The sequence below is a fragment of the Larkinella fluvii genome, from assembly GCF_051857545.1.
GTDB lineage: Bacteria > Bacteroidota > Bacteroidia > Cytophagales > Spirosomataceae > Larkinella.
The window spans coordinates 58,018-77,556 of the sequence record NZ_JBPZHB010000016.1 but is presented as its reverse complement, the minus strand read 5'-3'; the positions used below and the strand labels follow the sequence as shown (position 1 = coordinate 77,556).

At 51.4% G+C, this 19,539-nt stretch carries 20 protein-coding genes; 17 read left to right on the top strand and 3 right to left on the bottom strand.

Annotation, left to right across the window (positions count from 1 at the left end; all coding sequences use genetic code 11):
* The first annotated feature begins 5 nt into the window (after nt 1–5).
* Nucleotides 6–752, top strand: a complete 747-nt coding sequence (locus tag ACS5NO_RS30690; protein ID WP_439418658.1) for a GLPGLI family protein — start codon at nt 6–8, stop codon at nt 750–752.
* An 81-nt stretch (nt 753–833) separates the two neighbouring features.
* Here ACS5NO_RS30690 and ACS5NO_RS30685 read toward each other — a convergent pair whose 3' ends face one another.
* Nucleotides 834–2,546: a GMC oxidoreductase gene (locus ACS5NO_RS30685; protein WP_439418657.1), complete on the bottom strand. Its 1,713-nt coding sequence runs from the start codon at nt 2,544–2,546 to the stop codon at nt 834–836.
* Between the two features lie 103 nt (nt 2,547–2,649).
* Between ACS5NO_RS30685 and ACS5NO_RS30680 the strand changes: the two genes are divergently transcribed.
* On the top strand, nt 2,650–3,249 hold the full coding sequence (locus ACS5NO_RS30680) for a transposase (RefSeq protein WP_439418656.1): 600 nt from the start codon (nt 2,650–2,652) through the stop codon (nt 3,247–3,249).
* Nucleotides 3,250–3,355: 106 nt separating this feature from the next.
* Here the strand turns inward: ACS5NO_RS30680 and ACS5NO_RS30675 are convergent, their stop codons facing one another.
* On the bottom strand, nt 3,356–4,072 hold the full coding sequence (locus ACS5NO_RS30675) for a LexA family transcriptional regulator (protein ID WP_114407483.1): 717 nt from the start codon (nt 4,070–4,072) through the stop codon (nt 3,356–3,358).
* A 117-nt stretch (nt 4,073–4,189) separates the two neighbouring features.
* Between ACS5NO_RS30675 and ACS5NO_RS30670 the strand changes: the two genes are divergently transcribed.
* The 11 genes from ACS5NO_RS30670 (at nt 4,190) to ftsZ (ending at nt 16,742) form a co-directional block, all read left to right on the top strand.
* Nucleotides 4,190–5,467, top strand: coding sequence for a DNA polymerase Y family protein (locus tag ACS5NO_RS30670; RefSeq protein ID WP_439418655.1), 1,278 nt, complete (start codon nt 4,190–4,192; stop codon nt 5,465–5,467).
* 176 nt (nt 5,468–5,643) lie between these two features.
* Entirely contained in the window at nt 5,644–6,210 is a 567-nt protein-coding gene (locus ACS5NO_RS30665) for a thioredoxin family protein (RefSeq protein ID WP_439418654.1), read from the top strand.
* A gap of 175 nt (nt 6,211–6,385) precedes the next feature.
* The gene (locus ACS5NO_RS30660) at nt 6,386–7,177 is read left to right on the top strand and encodes a transglutaminase family protein (protein ID WP_439418653.1); all 792 of its coding nucleotides are present in this window, start codon (nt 6,386–6,388) and stop codon (nt 7,175–7,177) included.
* Between the two features lie 106 nt (nt 7,178–7,283).
* On the top strand, nt 7,284–7,607 hold the full coding sequence (mscL, locus tag ACS5NO_RS30655; protein ID WP_150877256.1) for a large-conductance mechanosensitive channel protein MscL: 324 nt from the start codon (nt 7,284–7,286) through the stop codon (nt 7,605–7,607).
* 132 nt (nt 7,608–7,739) lie between these two features.
* Nucleotides 7,740–9,098 (top strand): UDP-N-acetylmuramoyl-L-alanine--D-glutamate ligase, encoded by a 1,359-nt coding sequence (murD, locus tag ACS5NO_RS30650; protein ID WP_439418652.1) that lies wholly within the window; start codon nt 7,740–7,742, stop codon nt 9,096–9,098.
* A 71-nt stretch (nt 9,099–9,169) separates the two neighbouring features.
* Nucleotides 9,170–10,312 (top strand): FtsW/RodA/SpoVE family cell cycle protein, encoded by a 1,143-nt coding sequence (locus tag ACS5NO_RS30645; protein ID WP_170315701.1) that lies wholly within the window; start codon nt 9,170–9,172, stop codon nt 10,310–10,312.
* 65 nt (nt 10,313–10,377) lie between these two features.
* Nucleotides 10,378–11,475: an undecaprenyldiphospho-muramoylpentapeptide beta-N-acetylglucosaminyltransferase gene (gene murG / locus ACS5NO_RS30640; RefSeq protein WP_439418651.1), complete on the top strand. Its 1,098-nt coding sequence runs from the start codon at nt 10,378–10,380 to the stop codon at nt 11,473–11,475.
* A gap of 163 nt (nt 11,476–11,638) precedes the next feature.
* Nucleotides 11,639–13,021, top strand: a complete 1,383-nt coding sequence (gene murC / locus ACS5NO_RS30635) for a UDP-N-acetylmuramate--L-alanine ligase (protein ID WP_439418650.1) — start codon at nt 11,639–11,641, stop codon at nt 13,019–13,021.
* Nucleotides 13,022–13,053: 32 nt separating this feature from the next.
* Nucleotides 13,054–13,830 (top strand): cell division protein FtsQ/DivIB, encoded by a 777-nt coding sequence (locus ACS5NO_RS30630; protein ID WP_138992955.1) that lies wholly within the window; start codon nt 13,054–13,056, stop codon nt 13,828–13,830.
* Nucleotides 13,827–15,251, top strand: a complete 1,425-nt coding sequence (ftsA, locus tag ACS5NO_RS30625; protein WP_138992954.1) for a cell division protein FtsA — start codon at nt 13,827–13,829, stop codon at nt 15,249–15,251. The genes ACS5NO_RS30630 and ftsA overlap by 4 nt, the downstream gene beginning before the upstream one ends.
* 78 nt (nt 15,252–15,329) lie before the next feature.
* Nucleotides 15,330–16,742: a cell division protein FtsZ gene (ftsZ, locus tag ACS5NO_RS30620; RefSeq protein WP_150877268.1), complete on the top strand. Its 1,413-nt coding sequence runs from the start codon at nt 15,330–15,332 to the stop codon at nt 16,740–16,742.
* 76 nt (nt 16,743–16,818) lie between these two features.
* Here ftsZ and ACS5NO_RS30615 read toward each other — a convergent pair whose 3' ends face one another.
* The gene (locus ACS5NO_RS30615) at nt 16,819–17,379 is read right to left on the bottom strand and encodes an NADPH-dependent FMN reductase (protein ID WP_439418649.1); all 561 of its coding nucleotides are present in this window, start codon (nt 17,377–17,379) and stop codon (nt 16,819–16,821) included.
* A 78-nt stretch (nt 17,380–17,457) separates the two neighbouring features.
* On the opposite strand from ACS5NO_RS30615, the gene ACS5NO_RS30610 reads away from it, so the two are divergent.
* The 4 genes from ACS5NO_RS30610 (at nt 17,458) to ACS5NO_RS30595 (ending at nt 19,534) form a co-directional block, all read left to right on the top strand.
* Nucleotides 17,458–18,156 (top strand): DNA alkylation repair protein, encoded by a 699-nt coding sequence (locus ACS5NO_RS30610; protein ID WP_439418648.1) that lies wholly within the window; start codon nt 17,458–17,460, stop codon nt 18,154–18,156.
* Nucleotides 18,157–18,244: 88 nt separating this feature from the next.
* Nucleotides 18,245–19,087: an acetyl-CoA carboxylase, carboxyltransferase subunit beta gene (accD, locus tag ACS5NO_RS30605; RefSeq protein WP_439418647.1), complete on the top strand. Its 843-nt coding sequence runs from the start codon at nt 18,245–18,247 to the stop codon at nt 19,085–19,087.
* A gap of 4 nt (nt 19,088–19,091) precedes the next feature.
* On the top strand, nt 19,092–19,313 hold the full coding sequence (locus ACS5NO_RS30600) for a type II toxin-antitoxin system HicB family antitoxin (RefSeq protein ID WP_439418646.1): 222 nt from the start codon (nt 19,092–19,094) through the stop codon (nt 19,311–19,313).
* Nucleotides 19,310–19,534, top strand: coding sequence for a type II toxin-antitoxin system HicA family toxin (locus ACS5NO_RS30595; RefSeq protein ID WP_439418645.1), 225 nt, complete (start codon nt 19,310–19,312; stop codon nt 19,532–19,534). The genes ACS5NO_RS30600 and ACS5NO_RS30595 overlap by 4 nt, the downstream gene beginning before the upstream one ends.
* Nucleotides 19,535–19,539: the final 5 nt, after the last annotated feature.

Below are 19,539 nucleotides of genomic sequence, written 5' to 3'. Positions count from 1 at the left end.
TGATAATGAAAAAGCTTCTGATTCTTCTTCTCGTAATGATCGGGGCGCCGTCAATGGCCCAAAAAATGGAAGGTGTCGTTACGTATGACCGCACGCAGGATTACGTTAAAATCATGTCCCGGATGACGTTTCTGAGCCTGGATCAGAAAGAACGCATGAAGGCCACCAACAAAAATTACAGCAGCCGCCCCACCCAAATGGTGCTGTATTTCAACGAAGATCAAAGTCTGTATACGAACGAAAGTGAATACTGGCGGAGCGAAAACGGTCAGTGGTCTTACCGAAACAGCGATTACATCATCCGTCGTGATTTCAAACAGGAAACCAAGTCGGACGTGATCGAAATGCTGGGAAGAACCTACCTCATCGACGATTCCCTGAAAACGCCCCAATGGAAGATTCTGAACCAGTTGAAAGACATCGCTGGCCACATCTGCATGAAGGCCGAAACCGAAGACCCCATCAAGCAACAGAAAGTCGTCGCCTGGTTTGCCCAGGACATTCCGGTTTCGGCCGGACCCGAGCAGTATTTCGGCTTACCGGGCCTGATTCTGGAACTGGATTTGAACGACGGTGACGCGGTCATTACCGCCAGCAAGATTGAGATGCGGGATGTCTCGAAGGAATTGACCGCTACCAAAAAGATCAAAGGCAAGAAAATCAAAACCGCCGACTACGATAAATTGATCAAAGACCATATCCAGACCAGCACCAAAGCCCAGGAAAACCCATATTGGACAATCCGGTATTGAACTTAATGATGAGTTATGAACGATGAACGATGAATGGGGCTGACGCATTCATCGTTCATCGTTCATAACTCATCATTAAGTTTACAGCTTCCCTTTCTTCAACTCCGCAGCCGCGTAATTGGCCGCTCGTGCCGTCAGGGCCATAAACGTAATGGACGGGTTTTGGTTGCCAACCGATGTCATACAGGCCCCATCGGTGACGAAAACATTTTTGACGTTGTGAAACTGATTCCACTTGTTCAGCAGCGACGTTTTGGGGTCTTTTCCCATCCTGACACCGCCCATTTCGTGAATGTCCAGACCCGGATTGCGGTTATCGTCATAAGACGCGATGTTTTTACACCCTGATTTGTCGAGCATCTCGGCCCCCTGCACCAGAAAGTCTTTCAAGATTTTTACGTCATTGTCGTCGTACCCCACCGACGTAATCAGTTGCGGAATGCCCCAGGGATCTTTCTGATCGGCACTCAATCGAACGTGGTTTTCGTATTTCGGAACGGTTTCGGCCTGCATCATCATATACACGCTCCAGTCGCCCGGTGTCAGCAGACTTTCTTTAAATTCCGCCCCGAATCCTTCCTGCCCATTGCCACGTCCCCAACCGGCGCGGCTGGCGCTAAAGGCCACCATGTAGCCCCGCTGAAAGTCCGTTTCCTGTTTTTTCACATTGCGGAAGGAAGGCATAAAAGCCGTGGTCGGTCGACGTCCGTAGAAATACTGGTCCTTATAACCCTCGAACGAAGCCGTCAGACTGCCCCGGTAATTATGGAAGGCCACGTAACGGCCCAGCAGCCCGTTGTCGTTGCCCAGGCCATTCGGAAAGCGTTTTGAGGTCGAATTCAATAACACCAGGTTGGAATTCAGACAGGCCGCATTCACAAAGATGATTTTGGCAAAATACTCGGTCGTTGCCTTCGTATGGGCGTCGATCACCCGCACCCCCGTTGCCTTGCCTTTCTGTTCATCGTAAATGATGGAGTGAACGACGGAGTCGGGCCGAATCGTCAGATTACCGGTTTTGGCCGCCCACGGCAAGGTCGCGGAGTTGGAACTGAAATACCCGCCAAACGGACAGCCCCGGTAGCACAAATGCCGCGCCTGGCATTGCCCTCTGCCCTGCTGCAAATGAATGGGCTGCGGTTTGGTCAGGTGGGCGCATCGGCCAATGATCACGTGCCGGTCGGTATAGTTGGTTTTAACCGCCGTCTGGATGTGTTTTTCGACGCAGTTCAGTTCAAAAGGCGGCAAAAACTCGCCGTCGGGCAGGCTGTCGATCCCGTCTTTGTTGCCACTGATGCCGACAAACTTCTCGACCCGGCTATACCAGGGGGCAAGGTCGGCGTAGCGAATGGGCCAGTCGACGGCGAAACCGTCGCGGGCCGGGGCGACAAATTCATAGTCGCTCCATCGCTGGGTCTGCCGCGCCCAGATCAGCGATTTTCCGCCCACCTGATAGCCCCGAATCCAGTCGAACGGTTTTTCCTGAATGTAGGGATGCTCGGCATCTTTCACGAAATACTGCTGCGTGGCCTCGTCCAGCGCGTAACATTTGGTGGCTACGGGATTGGCCACTTCAAACGTGTCGGGCATCCGGTTGCGGTGGGGCAGGTCCCACGGATTGGCCATAGCAGTCGGATAATCCGTGATGTGTTTTACCATGCGGCCCCGTTCCAGCACGAGAGTTTTCAGACCCTTTTCACACAGTTCTTTGGCGGCCCAGCCCCCGCTGATTCCCGAGCCGATGACGATGGCATCGTAGCTCATTTGTTCTTTGGCCTTTCCGTTGAGATTCATCAAATAGAAGCGGTTAAATCCTTTCGCAAGTTAAACAAAAACACCTGTCAGGCTTTGGAAACCTGACAGGTGTTTTTACGTCTAAACAGATAAAACTTCCACTATGTCAGTTAGTCCCCTTCCCCTGCTGCCTGATCAGTATTATCACATCTATAACCATGCAAACGCATCTGACTTATTGTTTCGGGAAATCCCTAACTACCAGTATTTTCTGAAAAAATACGCAGAACACTGCGCGCCTGTAGTCGATACGTTCGCCTATTGTTTGATGCCTAACCATTTTCATTTATTCGTTCGCATAAAATCCAAAAGCGAGTTGGCATCTTATTTTGAAATGCCTGAAAAACTGAGTTCTCTGGAATTGCAGGATAAAATAACCTTTCAACTCAGTCAAGTATTTTCGAATTTCTTCAACGCATACGCCAAAGCCTATAACCGGCGATTTGGGCGAAAAGGAGCCTTATTCCTAAATCCTTTCAAAAGAAAAGAAGTAAGCGATGAACGATATTACAACCAACTTATTTATTATATCCACCATAATCCCGTCAAACACGGTTTTTGCAGGAAATTGGCTAAATGGCCGCATTCTTCTTTTCAATCGTTGATTTCCGAAAAACCAACCTTATTGTGTCGCGATGAAGTTTTGAGTTGGTTTGGTGGGCGAGCTGCCTTTATTGATTTTCACGATACTATGGATATTTAATCTAAAATGGGAGACCCGCACACCTGTCAGGTTTTGAAAACCTGACAGGTGTGCGGGTCTCCCATTTTAGCTGTTCTTAAACGAAAATGCGTTTTTCTCCCATACATTATTCCACCGGCGAGTCAATAACCCGCACAATTTTCCAAATTCCGCGTATGTCTTTCAACGGAACCGTAACGCTGCCGCCGTTTGGGTTATCGGAATGCAACGTGAGCCGCTGTTTGGTCAATAATTCGTTGTCTTTGATGCGTTTAACAACGAAGAAATCTCGGTAAATTACCGCAAAGATGCCGCCTGACTGGTATTCCCAATTATTAGGGTCCACCAGAATCGCCAGCACTTTCGCTCCGTTTGCCAGTTGTGGCGTCATGCTGTTGCCCGAAACCTCGATAACAACCGGGTCCTTGTGATTGCCCACCAGATGAACCGGAACGCGGTACGTTTCCATCTGTGCCATACTGATTCCTTCAATGTAGGTCTCGATGAAGCTCGCGTAGAAACGCGTCGGCACAAAAGGAAGGTCGGTATACCGTACTTCCAGTTCAATAATTTTTCCGTTCTGCTCCGGCTCGTCCAACACGGGTTTCTGCCCCCGCAACAGAAAGTCGGCCCGTACCTGCGGATATTGCTCCAACAACCGCATGATGGTATCATACGATGGTTTAGCACGGCCGTTCAGGATGTTATAAAACTTTGATGAGTTCTCACCCAGGTCTTTGGCAGCCTGGTAGATACTGATTTCCAGCGCGTCAAATACTTGCCGCAACCGCTCCTGAATCGGCTCTAAACCCTCCTCAAAAGATTTTCCGGGTTCGTTAAACATAATATAGTTGTTGACTTTTATAATATAAGTATTATATATTGTGATCAAATTTACTAAATAAAACAACAAATCCGATGAAAACTACCAGAATAATATTATACGATAGCTAAAAAAAGGATGAAGCGGCTGGGGGAATACACGAAACCGACGGTTCTGTTCGTCGATATGAACAGTTTTTTTGCCAGTTGCGAGCAACAGGTGAATTATTACCTGCGCGACCGCCCGATTGCGGTGTGCGTCTATACCGGAAAACAGGGCTGCGTAATTGCGCCTTCCATCGAAGCCAAACGTCTGGGGATCAGGCTCGGGATGCGACTGGACGAAGCCGTAAAGATTTGCCCGGATCTGGTTCCGGTTGAAACGAATTCCAAGCGTTACCGTGAATTTCACGTTGCCATCATCGATGTGCTCCGCCAGTTTACGCCCGATGTGCTGCCGAAAAGTATCGACGAAGCGGTGGTCGACCTCACGCGCTGTCAGTTGATGTACAAGGACGTGCGGGAGGTCGCTCAGCAGATCAAACGGGACATTCGCGAAAAGGTCGGCGATTATTTACGCTGCTCCATCGGGATTGCACCCAATGCGTTTCTGGCCAAATTAGGATCGGATCTTCAGAAGCCCGACGGTCTGGTGATGATCACGCCCGAAACCATCGACGACGTTTTACGAGATCTGAAACTGACGGATTTGCCCGGTATTGGAACCCGAATGGCAAAACGACTCGAAGACAAAGGCATTCTGACGCCCCTGAATCTGCGGTATGCCTCCCCCGAACGACTGCGGGCGGTTTGTCAAAGCGTCATCGGCTGGCACTGGCATTTGCGGCTGAACTTCGGGGGCGAAGTGGATCTGGAAACCAGCGCCTACAAAAGCATGCAGGCCATGCGAACCATTTCATCGGCCCAACGACGATCCGAGGAGCAACTGGATGAGCTGCTCCAGTCGCTTTGCCTGACGCTCGAGCGCCGGATGGTGCGCCAGGATGTCTTTTGCCAGATCGTGACGTTCTATTGCCGGTATCATGACGGCCGAAACTACAGCGACGAAGTCCGGCTGCCCGAACCGAAGCAGGACAGCATGGAACTCTACCACCTGATCCGGCAACGCTTCGAGCGGTTTCAGAAACTCAACCAGTGTGAACCAATTTTGAACCACTCGATCCGGAGCATGAGCGTCAGTGTGTTCCGGTTTATCCCTGCCCAACTGGTTCCTTTCAGCTTGTTTGAAGACAATACCCGCAAAAACACGCTTCGGAAAACGGTTTATGAAGTGAAAGCGAAGTTCGGGAGCGATAAGCTGATGCGTGCCACCGAACTCCGCGATAACCCGGTATTCCGGGATGTCATCGGTTTTGGATCGATCAAGGACTTGCACGATGACCAAAATCCGTTTTGAATGACGAAACCGATACATCCAATAGTTTTTTAGCGAAAACGCGTTACTCTTCCTCCTTTTTGAAGTCAAAACAAGGAGCACGAACTTCGCGTTGTGCCACACGGTTTCCTTCGTATCTTTCGTTATCTAATTTGGTACAGCAACCCGGAAGCGGTTTTGCCTAAATCATCAGACTTATGAATAAATTATTCACCGTTATTGTAACCATGCTGCTTATGGCAGTGACACTGGTTTCGTTTCGGCCCCGCCCGGAAGCCACCAAAGAAGAGGCCAAAATCAAGTGGCTCACGATTGAGGAAGCCTTTGCGCTGAATCAGAAAACGCCGAAGAAGGTTTTCATCGACGTGTATACCGATTGGTGCGGCTGGTGCAAGGTTATGGATCGCGAAACCTTCACCAACCCTTCCGTTGTCGACTACATCAATAAAAACTACTATGCCGTCAAGTTGAACGCCGAACAGAAGGCCGACATCGTGCTGGGAACCGATAAATTTGTGTACGTTGCGCAGGGTGGTCGGGGCTATCATCAACTGGCGGCTGCGTTGTTGCGCAACCAGTTAAGCTACCCGACTGTCGTATTTCTGAACGAGAAATTCCAGCCGATTCAACCCATCCCCGGGTACATAAAAGCACCGGAATTTCACCAGATCATCACCTTTATCGGGGGCGACCATTACAGCAAAGAGCCCTTCGATCAGTTCAAAACAAAGACCTATCAGCAGAAATATTCCGTGAAGATTTAACGGATTGACCATCCTCCAACGCAAAAACGACCCCGGTTTTAGAGCGGGGTCGTTTTTGCGTTCAACCGTACAGAAAATAATTCGTTTACTCCTGAAAAACGAAGAACAATTTCACAGAAATTGAAGTTAGGAAAGCTTGAGCAATTTAAAACCGACGCTCGCATCCTGATAATTTATGAAACTTTTCGCCGGCTGTGAACTCCTCTACGAAGTTCCGGCTCCAGCACCTGTTGTGCTTATGTTACGCCCCCGCTCCGGTGCCGGGCAGTGGGTAATTTCCGAGGAATACCAGATCGAACCGAGCATTCCGGTGATCGAATACACCGACCCGTACGGCAATCTGTGCCAGCGGCTGATGGCCCCAGAGGGCCAGTTTAAGATCCAAATATCGCTGGTGATCGAAACCGCCGACGAAATCGATACAGCTCCCGGCGCGCCCTTTGTGCCCGTGCAGGATTTACCCGACGACACCCTGCAGTTTTTACTACCCAGCCGCTACTGCCAGTCGGACCGGCTGGGAGCCCTGGCGGCCGAAATTACGGAAACCGCCCTCCCCGGCTACGACCAGGTTGAAGCGATCCGGAGCTGGATTCAGACCCGCGTGACGTACCAGTATGGCACCAGCGATGCCAGCACGTCGGCCGTTGAAACCGCCGAAAAGCGCATTGGCGTCTGCCGGGATTTTGCGCACCTGGGCATTTCGCTCTGCCGCAGCATCAACATTCCGGCCCGCATGGTGGTAGGCTACCTGCACCTGCTGGAACCGATGGATCTGCACGCCTGGTTCGAAGCGTTCATCGATGGCCGTTGGTATACGTTCGACGCCACCCAAAAAGAACCCCGTGGCAATCGGATCGTGGTCGCTTATGGCCGGGATGCGGCCGATGTGGCCCTGGCAACACAGTATGGCGCCATGACTTTAGAAGAAATGCGGGTGTGGGTGGAAGAAAAGAAAACCGACGCATAAGTTGCCAGACAGGCGAAATAAGACCGGTTTTTCTTTTTTTGTAAATAAATTTGACAAAACGGTTACATTTCATAACTTCCTGCCAATCAACTTAACCACTCAATCCATGCTGAAAGAATTTAAAACCTTCATTGCTCAGGGCAACGTACTGGATTTGGCCGTGGGTGTCATTATTGGTGCGGCTTTCGGAAAAATAACCACCTCTCTGGTTGAAGATATTATCAACCCGATCCTGGGGCTCTTAACGGGCGGTGTCGATTTCAGTAATTTGAAAGTTGTTCTGAAGGAAGCCGTCGGTGAAACGCCGGAAGTCGCCATTCGGTACGGCAATTTCCTCAACATTGTCATTCAGTTCTTGATCATTGCCTGGGTGGTGTTTCTCATTGTTAAGGCGGCCAACCGTTTTAGGTCGCAGGAAAAGAAAGAGTAACCTTTCCACTGTACCCACTCCATCGACCCCGCTCCAGAGCGGGGTTTCTTTTTTAGAAACAAAAAGATTGGTGAAGGGGCGAACAGACTACGGTGAAACCTCTATTTTTGTCTCCGGTTTGCACATGAATCTATGAAAGGTACTAGGGAATTGATGGTTGTTTTGGGCGGAGGAGAAAGCGGAGTGGGTGCGGCTTTGCTGGCAAAAGCAAAAGGATACACGATTTTTTTGTCGGACAAAAGTCTCTTACAGGAATCCTATCGTCAGATTCTCCAGCAAGAGGGCATCCCGTTTGAAGAAGGACATCATACCGAAGAAACTATTTTTCAGGCCGACGAAGTGGTGAAAAGCCCCGGCATTCCCGAAAAAGCGCCCATTATTCAGAAACTCCGGGAAAAGAAAATCCCGATTATCTCGGAAATCGAACTGGCTTCGCGCTACACGAAGGCCCAACTGATCGGCATTACGGGCAGCAACGGAAAAACCACTACGACGCTCCTAACCTATCATCTGCTCAAAACCGCCGGCTTCAACGTCGGTCTGGCGGGGAACATCGGTGACAGTTTCGCGCAACAGGTTCTCGACCATTCATTTGACTATTATGTTCTGGAACTGAGTAGTTTCCAGTTGGACGATATGATTCAGGCCCGAATGAATGTCGCCATCCTGCTCAACATCACGCCCGATCACCTCGACCGCTACGAGTACCAGTTTTCAAAATACGTCGACTCGAAATTCCGTATTTTGCAAAACATGACCCCCGACGACACGTTTATCTACTACCAGGAAAGTCCGGTGATCAGCGAAGCCCTGCCCGTTAAAAAACCGGTGCCCCGGCTGTTGCCCGTGTCGCTGGTCGATGCGCCCAAACCGGGCGCATATCTGAAAGACGGTTTGCTGGTAATCGACAATGGTTCTCACTCCCTTGAGATTCCACTGGCTGATCTGCCATTGAAAGGCCAGCATAACGCCATCAACATGCTGGCGGCAACGCTGGCGGCTCTGGCGGTCGGCGTCAAACCGGACGCACTGCGGGAAGGATTGCTGACATTCCAAAATGCTGCTCACCGGCTCGAACCGGCGGGCGAAATCAGGGGCGTGCGATTCATCAACGACTCAAAAGCGACGAACGTCGATTCGGTTTACTACGCGCTGGAAAGCCTACCAACGCCGGTGGTGTGGATTGCGGGCGGGTTAGACAAAGGAAATGACTACGACCAGCTTGAGCCGTTGGTTCGGGAAAAAGTAAAAGCGTTAATTTGTCTGGGAAAAGATAACCGGAAACTGGTGAGCTATTTTGCGGACCGCGTTCCGACTTTGTTCGAGACGCAGGACGTCAACGAAGCCGTTGCCAAAGGACTGGAGCTGGCCAATCCGGGCGATACGGTTCTGTTATCCCCCGCCTGCGCCAGTTTCGACCTGTTCCGTAATTACGAAGACCGGGGTAATCAGTTTAAAGAAGCCGTAAAAAGAATTATGAATGATGAGTGAAGAGTGAAGAGTTAACGTGTGCGTCAGCCATTTTAACTCTTCACTCTTCACTCTTAACTCTTCACTCAGATATGACGATCTCTCCAACAGACTGGTTGAAAAGCAACATCAAGGGCGACTACCACATTTGGGGGGTAGTGCTTTTTCTATCGATTATGAGCGTTGCGGTGGTGTATAGTGCCACGGGGACGATGGCCTATCAGAAACTGCAATCAACGGAACATTACCTCTTTAAACACGGCGCGCTGGTGGTGCTGGGGCTGGCCTGCATGTGGGTGGCTCACCGGTTCAACTACGTCTACTACGCCCGGTTGTCGCGCTTTGGCATGTGGCTGTCCGTTCCCCTGTTGCTGTGGGCTTATTTCAAAGGGACAAATCTGAACGAAGCTTCACGCTGGATCACCATTCCGTTGATCAACCAGACTTTTCAGCCCTCGGATTTGGCCAAACTGGCGCTGATCTCCAATCTGGCCGCCATGCTGGCCAAACGGCAGCACATTAAAAAGGAACAGTATGACCCCAGCGTTCTGGTCAACATGATTGGCTGGATCGGGATTATTTGTGCCTGTATCGTTTTGAGTAACGCATCGACAGCGGCTTTGCTGGCCGCCACCTGCTTTCTGCTGATGTTCATCGGACGCGTACCCAGCAAGTATTTGCTCATCATGGTGGTGGTTTGCATGATCATGGGTAGCTTTGCTCTTTTGATCGGGCAGCGGGCTAAAACATCGGGCAGTCGTCTGACCAATTACTGGGAGACCTTCAACGGAAGGCGACCGCCCGAATTTCAGGTTGAACAATCGTACATCGCGCTGGCACACGGCGGAATTTACGGACAAGGACCGGGCAACAGCCACCAGCGAAATTTCCTGCCCCACTCCTATTCCGACTTTATTTTCGCCATGATCGTGGAAGAATACGGGCTGATCGGCGGCATTGTCATCATTGCGGCCTATCTCTATCTGCTCTGGCGCGGGATGCGGGCCATTCGAAAGGCCAACCGGGCGTACGGCGGTTTGCTGTCGGCCGGTCTAACGTTCAGCATCGTGATTCAGGCGATGATCAACATGGCGGTTTCGGTCGGATTGGTTCCCGTGACGGGCCAGCCGTTGCCTTTGCTGAGTATGGGCGGTACGTCGCTGCTCTTCACCGGCACGGCCATCGGCATTATCATCAGTGTGAGCCGGGGAGAAGCCGACGAAAGTAAAATATAACGTAAACCAACTGATTACGAACGGTTTTTAACACATTCGTAATTTCAATTTGGAGTCAACCCACTATGCCAAAACGCATCATCATCAGCGGTGGAGGAACCGGCGGACACATTTATCCGGCGATTGCCATTGCCAATGAGCTGAAAACCATCGATCCAACCACCGAAATTTTGTTCGTGGGAGCGGAAGGAAAGATGGAAATGGAAAAAGTGCCACGGGCAGGCTACCGGATCATCGGCTTGCCGGTGGTCGGGATTAAACGGGAGTTGACGCTGGAGAATCTGGCTTTCCCGTTCAAACTGGGGCGGAGTTTTTTGAAGGCGCAACAGGTCGTCCGCGACTTCGGTCCGGATGTGGCCGTGGGCGTGGGGGGCTACGCCAGCGGCCCGGTTTTGCTGGCGGCTTCGCTGAAGGGCATTCCGACACTGATTCAGGAGCAGAATTCATACGCCGGGTTAACCAACAAGCTGTTGTCGCGCGGGGCTAAGACCATCTGCGTGGCTTATCCCGGCATGGAAGCGTTTTTTCCCGTTCAAAAAATCAAGCTGACGGGCAATCCCGTCCGGACCGACATTATGCAGGCCAAAGGGAAACGCCCGGAAGGCCTGGCTTTTTTTAAGCTGGAACCCGATCGCAAAACGTTGCTAATCATTGGGGGCAGTCAGGGAGCGCGTACCATCAACGAAAGCATCGAAAAAGACCTTCGGCTGCTGGTCGATTCCGGCCATCAGGTTGTCTGGCAAACCGGGCCGCTGTTCATCGAACGCGCCCGCAAAGCCATTGCCGATGCCGGGGCCAGCCGGGTCAAAGCGTTTGATTTTATTTACGAGATGGATCTGGCCTACGCAGCCGCCGACGTGGTGGTGTCGCGGGCGGGAGCCTTGTCGGTTTCCGAGCTTTGCCTGGTCGAAAAACCGGCGATTCTGGTGCCGTTTCCGGCGGCTTCGGAAGACCACCAGACCAAGAATGCGATGAGTCTGGTGAACCGGCAGGCGGCTTTGCTGGTCAACGACCGTGCAGCCCCCACCGATCTGGTTCCGGCGGCTCTGCGGCTTTTGGCCGATCCCGGGCAGCAGCAAACACTCAGTCAACAGATTCGCGAACTGGCCCGGCCCAAAGCCGCGCGGGAAATTGCGGAGGAAGTTTTAAACTTGATAAAATAGATGGGTAGAAATGGTTTTGATGGTTTAAATGGCTGCATGGTTGAATGGTTAAAAATGGTTGGATGGTTTATTAGACCTGTAACATTTTTAACCATTTAACCATCGAAACCATTTTTAACCATTCAAATCATCATAGCCATTTAACCATCGTAGACCATTAAAAATGAATAACATCCGTTACGTTTATTTTCTGGGAATTGGCGGTATTGGCATGAGTGCCCTGGCGCGGTGGTTTCTGGTCAACGGGTATGAAGTGGCAGGTTACGACCGCACCGCCACCGCCCTGACCAACGCCCTGCAACAGGAAGGCATGGCAATCCACTTTGAGGAGGATGTCGAACAGATTCCGGCGCATTTTCGGGAAAACCGGGACGAAACCCTGGTCATTTACACGCCTGCCGTACCCAAAACCCATCAGGAATACATTTACCTGACCGAACACGGTTTTACGTTGCAGAAGCGGTCGCAGGTGTTGGGTTTGCTGGCCGGGCGGATGACCACCGTGGCCATTGCCGGCACCCACGGCAAGACGACGACGTCGTCGATGGTGGCCCATATTCTGAAAGATTCGGGCGTGAACTGCGCGGCTTTTCTGGGCGGCATTACCCAAAATTACGGCACCAATTTTCTACTGAACGAACCCACCGACGATCTGTCGAAGGTCATTTGCGTGGTGGAAGCCGATGAATTTGACCGGTCGTTTCTAACCCTGTTTCCTCAGGTGGCCATCGTCACCTCGACCGACGCCGACCACCTGGATATTTATGGCGACCACAACGCGGTTCTGGATTCGTTCAGCGCTTTCGTCAGCCAGATTAAACCGGATGGCACGCTGTTTATGAAACGGGGACTGGCATTGGCCGACCGCACCCCGGCAACCGTTTATGAGTACGCGTTAGACGAAGGCTCGTTCTACAGTAAGAATTTGCGCATCGAAAATGCCTGCTTCGTTTTCGACATCGTTTATCCTCAGGGCGTTATCGAAAATATAGCCTTGCAGATGCCCGGTTTTCATAACGTCGAGAATGCCGTGGCTGCCGCGGCTGCCGCTTTGCAGGTGGGTGTCGCACCGGAACAGATCCGGCAGGCACTCGGAAATTATAAGGGGGTAAAACGTCGATTCGAGTATATACTCAAATCAAAAAACGTTATATTTATCGATGATTACGCCCATCACCCCGCCGAAGTATTTGCCTTTTTATCGTCGCTGAAAGCGTTGTATCCGGAGCGAAAGGTAACGGCCATCTTTCAGCCGCACCTCTTTAGCCGGACCCGTGATTTCGCCGAGGAATTTGCAAAGAGCCTTTCACTGGCCGATCGGGTTATTTTGCTCGATATTTACCCCGCCCGTGAATTGCCCATTGAAGGGGTGAGTGCCGACCTGATTTTTAAATCGATATTGTCTGAAAATAAAGTCCAATGCACCAAAGCAGAACTGACCGATCTACTGCGAAACGAACCACCGGAATTGGTGGCCACCATCGGCGCAGGCGACATTGATCAGATGATTCCGGTGTTGCGAAACCTATTTGAGACCAATCAATAAAAATTCATCTCTTTTAAAGTTAATAAACACGGATGTTTTCTATTTTTCCCTTAAATAGAACTTTCATTCTGACCGTCGCCGGTTTGGCCATTCTGGTAGGGCTGATCGCCTTTACCGAACACCGCCAAAACCACCGCCAGTGTGAAGGCATCGACATCCGGATGGACGAAGTTGATGGCCACCGGTTTTTAAACCGGAACGATGTACTGAAAACGCTGACCAACGAAGGCGCCGATCCACTCCTGGGCGACGACTATGCCGACCTGGATTTGAAGCTTTTGGAAAGAAGGCTGAAACAGAATGGGTTGATAAAAAGTTGTCAGTTGTATCGGGACCTTAAAGGCATTCTGATCGCTGATATCAAGCAGCAACGACCGTTGGCGCGGTTGGTTCCGGATGGCGATGAGGACAAATCAGCGTATGCCGGTTATTATCTGACGGAGGAAGGGCGCTGGTTTCCACTGTCCATGAATTACACGGCACGGGTTGTTCTGGTGTCCGGTTCGTATTTTAGCGAACGGAAATCGCTGACGACGGAGCAAAACCAACCGTTGATTGAGTTACTGAAGCAGATTGAAAAAGACCCGTTCTGGAAAGCGCAAGTGGCCCAGGTGGTAGTCGACAGAAATCGCGAGGTTACGCTGATTCCGCAGGTGGGCGACTGTCTGATCGAAATCGGGCAACCCGTCGAACTGGAGTCTAAATTTGAAAAGATTAAATTGTTTTACAAGCATATTCTGCCCCTGAAAGGGTGGGAACGATACCGGAGGGTTAGTGTGCAGTACCGTAACCAGATTGTGTGCGAATGATACCTAAGCAGGAAGAAATTATAGTTGGACTGGACATCGGCAGCACCAAAGTGTGCGCCGTGGCCGGTCGCCTTATCCGCAGTAACGATCACGCTCGCCTGGATGTCCTGGGCGTGGGAAAAGCTATTTCCAAAGGAGTCACCAAAGGCTCCGTCGTCAATATTGGGCAAACCGTCGAAGCCATCAACCGGGCGGTTGAAGAAGCCGCCGGGCAAGCCAACATCGATATTCACGTCGTGAATGTCAGTTTTTCCGGGCAAAACGTAACCGCCCGCCGACAACACGGCAGCATTACGCGCACGTCGCCCGGTGACGAGGTGGTGGCCGACGACATCGACCACCTGGTGGGCGATATGTACCGTTCGGTTCTGCCGGCCGGTGCAGAAATTGTCCACGTCCTGCCAATGGATTTCACGGTCGACAGTGAATCGAACATCGACTACCCCGTTGGGCGGATCGGCGTCAAGCTGGAAGCTGATTTCCAGGTTATTACGGCACAAACGAGTTCTGCTTCCTACACCCGGAAATGTATTCAGCGCGCCCGTTCGGTATCTCCGCAGAAAGAACCGCTGGAAAACGATAAATTCCTGCTGGCGCCCCTCGCGTCGGCTTTGGCGGTTTTGACCGATGAGGAAAAACACGCCGGTGTCGCCCTGGTCGATATTGGCGGTGGAACCACTGAAATTGCGATTTATCACAAAAATGTGCTGCGGCATGTCGCCGTGGTTCCTTATGCGGGAAATAGCCTGACGGCCGACTTGGAAGTCGGTTGCCGGGTGTTGCCAACCCAGGCTGAACTGCTGAAAACGAAGTTTGGCAGTGCCGACCCTACCGATTTCCGACTGAATGAAGTGGTGGCGGTTCCGAACCTGAGCGGTCGGCCGCCTAAAGATATTCTGCTGAAAAATGTGGCCCTCGTCATTGAGGCCCGTCTGAAAGAAATCGCAGCGATGGTACAGGCCGAAATTATACGCTCCGGCTACCGCGACAAACTGGTCGGCGGTGTGGTTTTGACCGGCGGAACGGCTTCGATCTCAGGCATTGAGCGGATTTTTGAGCGCGTTACGGGCCTGGACGTCCGGATCGGTTTTCCAGATCAACTGGAACACAATGTCAAGGCGGACCTGGTCAGCGACCCGGCGTTTGCCACGGCAGTGGGTCTGGTGTGGGCCGGGTTCAAACGGTTGGACGACCGCATTCCCTTGCAGCACATGGTTTTGAATCCGGTGATTGGTTCCGGCACAAACGGACATGGTCACGGTCATGGACATGGTACAAACGGACAGACATCCGGGAAGAATACGAAGGACACGGGCAAAGGAGAAGAAAAAGGGGGTGGAGGATTTATGACCTGGGTTCGGAAGTTTCTGACCGATGACATCGGCAAAGACCTCGGCCCCGACGACCGGTACAATCAGTAGTACTCAATTTTGACGGCAAAACGTACTGGCCATCCAGCGTTACCAAATATATATTTATAGCAACAAACATTAGCAGGTATGCCAGAGGCATTGGAGTACGGCATGAGGTTTGAATTCCCCGACGAGGAGGATGACCCAATCATTAAAGTAATAGGCGTCGGTGGCGGTGGCAGCAATGCCGTCAACCACATGTTTAGAATGGGCGTGAAGGATGTGGATTTTATCGTCTGCAACACCGACCGCCAGTCCCTGACCAATAGCCCGGTAAAGACCAAAATCCAATTGGGTGCGCTTCTGACTTCCGGACTGGGAGCCGGAACAAACCCCGAAGTGGGCCGTCAGGCCGCGCTGGAAAACACGGACGATATCCGGCAGTTACTGGGCGAACCCACCAAGATGGTTTTCATCACGGCGGGGATGGGGGGAGGCACCGGCACCGGAGCCGCACCGGTTATCGCACAGATTGCCCGGGAAATGGGCCTGCTGACAATTGCGGTTGTTACGGCACCGTTCGACTTCGAAGGCATCGAGAAGCTGGATCAGGCCATGCGCGGTATCGAAGAGTTGAAGGAATACTGCGACACGGTTCTGGTCATTCTGAACGACAAACTGGCGGAAATCTTCGAGGATTTCCCGATGGATCAGGCGTTTGCCAAGGCCGATGACGTGCTGGCGAATGCCGTTAAAAGTATCGCTGAAATCATTACCGTTCAGGGCGAAATCAACGTCGACTTCATGGATGTGAAGCGCGTGCTGGAAGGTGCCGGTCAAGCCGTAATGGGATCCGCCGATGCTGAAGGCGAAACTCGCGCACTGACCGCCATTCAGGATGCGCTAAACTCGCCGTTGCTCAACGACCGCGACATTCGGGGTGCCAAACGGATTCTGCTCACGATGGCGTCGGGTCCGGATGCCCGTACGACCATGCGGGAGTTGCAGATCATTACCGGTTATATCAAGGAAAAAATCGGCAAGGACAAGCAGGCGCATCTCTTCAAATACGGTACGATCAAAGACAAGTCGCTGGGCAAAAATCTCCGCGTTACGGTGATTGCTGCCGGTTTTGATTTGCCCGCCGAACGGCCGGATTTTCCGCCAACGAACTGGAAACAGCCGGAGCCGGAGCTGAAAAAAGAGGAAGTAACCGACGAATTACCCGTTGACGAAGAAGAAGATACGGAACTGGTAACGGAGGATCAACCCCAGGGAGCAGACACCCTGACACGGGGCGGTGGGAACGTTGAAGTAGCGCCGATACCCGATCCGGTAACGCGCCCGCATCTGACCAGCATTGACGACATTCTGATCGACGAGAAGCGGGAAGACGATTTGCTGCTGATCCAGAAAATGGTCGAAGGATTTTCGCAGGGGCGGTATTCGGAGCGGGAACGGGAATTGGAAACACCGGCTTTTGCCCGCCAGAAAGTGAATTTATACGAAATACCGCTTCTCGATGAGCGGGATATTATTCGTACCCGACTGAATGATTGAATTGTCATTGAGTGAGTTAGTGATTGAGTGAATTAGAAAACCGAGTATTCACTCAATCACTAACTCACTCAATCACTCAAAAATCAATCAACTGCTGCGCCTGTTGTTGCAGGAGCAGGTTGTAAAGCTCGTTGTGTAGAGCGCCTTCTTTCCAGTAATTTCGGATCTGCGCCAGCTTCACGCGCAACGCCAGGGTATTCGTCCCGAGGTAGCTAAAAATATCATTCAAATGGCTGAGAGCCAGGGCGCCACCCTGGTGATTGGCGGATAGGCCCACCAGCGCTACTTTCTTGTTTGATAAACCGCTGGGATAGCTCATTCCGTCGATAAACGCTTTCAGGACGCCGGGGTACGAATTGTTGTATTCCGGAACGATAAACACCATTTTCTTCGCCCGCTCGACCACCTCCTTATACTGGTTGAATTCAGGATTTTTTCCCGTATTTTCGTACAAAGCCGTCGTCATAAAATCGGGGGGAAGTCCGCTTAAATCCAGAATATCACTCGGTTTACCCAGTTGCTGCAAAATGAGGTGGTAATAATCGGCAATATGGCGCGACATGGAGTCTTTCCGATTGGTTCCGACGATGATGATGATGGGATTTTCACGTACCGGTTCGGTAGGATTTGTATTCATATCCTTGTTTTCGTTCTGCTGAATAGACACTCAGTTGCAGCAATAACAACCCGTTCGGGTTTTAGTTCAAGTACAGAAATGACTCACCAGGACGTTAAGGATGAGCTGTTGGCTCTGGCGGTTCCCGAAAAAGCCGTCTTTTTCAAACGATTTTTTAAAACCGGGCCGGGTCAGTACGGCGAAGGCGATGAATTTCTGGGCCTGACGGTTCCGCAACAGCGCATCATCGCCCAAACTTACCGGCTGCTGCCGCCGGAGGAGACGGAAAAACTCGTGCGGGATCCGTTTCACGAATGCCGTCTGACGGGTCTAATCATCTGGACCAACCAGGCCAAACGGCCCGGCGAAGAAAACCGGCGACTGATTTTCGACTACTACCTCCGGAATAAAAACTTTGTCAACAACTGGGACCTGGTGGATACGAGCTGCCCCGGAATCGTTGGCAATTACTTGTTAAACAAAGACCGCAGCATTTTATACGAACTGGCTCGGGAAAACCACCTGTGGTCGCAGCGGATCGCGATGGTGTCTACGCTGGCTTTTATTCGTAAAAACCAGTTTCAGGACACTTTTCAGATTGCCGAACTGTTGCTCAGTCACCGGCACGACCTCATTCACAAAGCCGTTGGCTGGATGCTGCGGGAAGTAGGAAAGAAAAATCCGGACGCGCTCGAAGAGTTCCTGCACGACCATGCGGGGCGGTTTCCGCGGACGGCTTTGCGGTATGCCATCGAGCGGTTTGACCCCGCCCGGCGAAAGTACTACCTTGATCTATGAGCAGCCCTGCCGTTTTCTTACTATCTTTGCCCCCTGCCTGAAAAGCAAAGTTATTGATTGCGAACTGTTAACTGGAGACTGACCCCCTATGTCGTGGTTTATCCGTAAAGAAAAAGGTATCAACACGCCAACCAAAGAGAAGCGCGAAGCGCCGGACGGCTTGTGGTACCAATGCCCGAATTGCAAGAAAATTATGCATTCGCGGGAACATAAGCTGAACGCCTATACCTGCGTACACTGCAACTACCACGAGAAAATCGGTTCGGATGCCTATTTCTCCATCCTGTTCGACGACGGTGTGTTCACGGAACTGGATGCGAACATGACCTCGGGTGATCCGCTGAAGTTTGTCGACACGAAGCCGTATCCGGAACGCGTGAAAGCGACCATCAACAAAACGCAGCTAAAAGATGCCGTTCGGTCAGCCTACGGGCAGATGAACGAACTGGAGGTTACGGTGGCCTGTATGGACTTTAATTTCATCGGTGGTTCGATGGGATCGGTGGTGGGCGAAAAAATTGCCCGGGCCATCGACCATTCGATCAAAACCCGGACACCGTTCGTCATGATTTCGAAATCGGGCGGAGCGCGGATGATGGAAGCCGGTTATTCGCTGATGCAAATGGCCAAAACCTCGGCCAAACTGGCGCTGTTGTCGAACGAGAAAATACCGTACGTTTCCCTGCTGACCGACCCAACCACCGGCGGTGTGACGGCGTCCTTTGCAATGCTGGGCGATTTCAACATTGCCGAACCGGGAGCACTGATCGGTTTTGCCGGGCCACGTGTCATTCGCGAAACCATCGGAAAAAACCTGCCCGAAGGGTTCCAGAGTGCCGAGTTCGTGCTGGATCACGGTTTTCTGGATTTCATCGTCGATCGGAAAGATTTGAAAGACAAGCTGACCGGGTTGTTTAAAATGTTGCAGTAACACCATGAAAAACTATCATTTTACGGTCATTGTGCAACAGGATGAAGAGGGTAACTATTTGGCAATCTGTCCGGCATTACAGGGCTGTTACGCCGAAGGAGAAACCCCAGAGGAAGCACTTGAATCTTTAAAAGATGCCATTCATTTGCATATCGAAGACCGGATTGAACGTGGAGAGACGATCTACGAGGAAATTATTTCAGAGCGTCTCAACATTGCTGCATGAGTCATAAGCATCGGAAAGTTAACGCTCACGAGCTTATCCGTCTCCTTGAACAAAAAGGATTTCGATTTTCACGCCAAAGCGGCAGTCACGCTATCTACATAAACAGCGAAGGCAAACGTACGACGGTGCCCATTCATGGTAAGAAAGAACTGGGGATTGGTTTGTTGAAACAGATTATGAAAGATACCGGTTTGACCGTCGAAGATTTGGAAAATAGATAAGTATA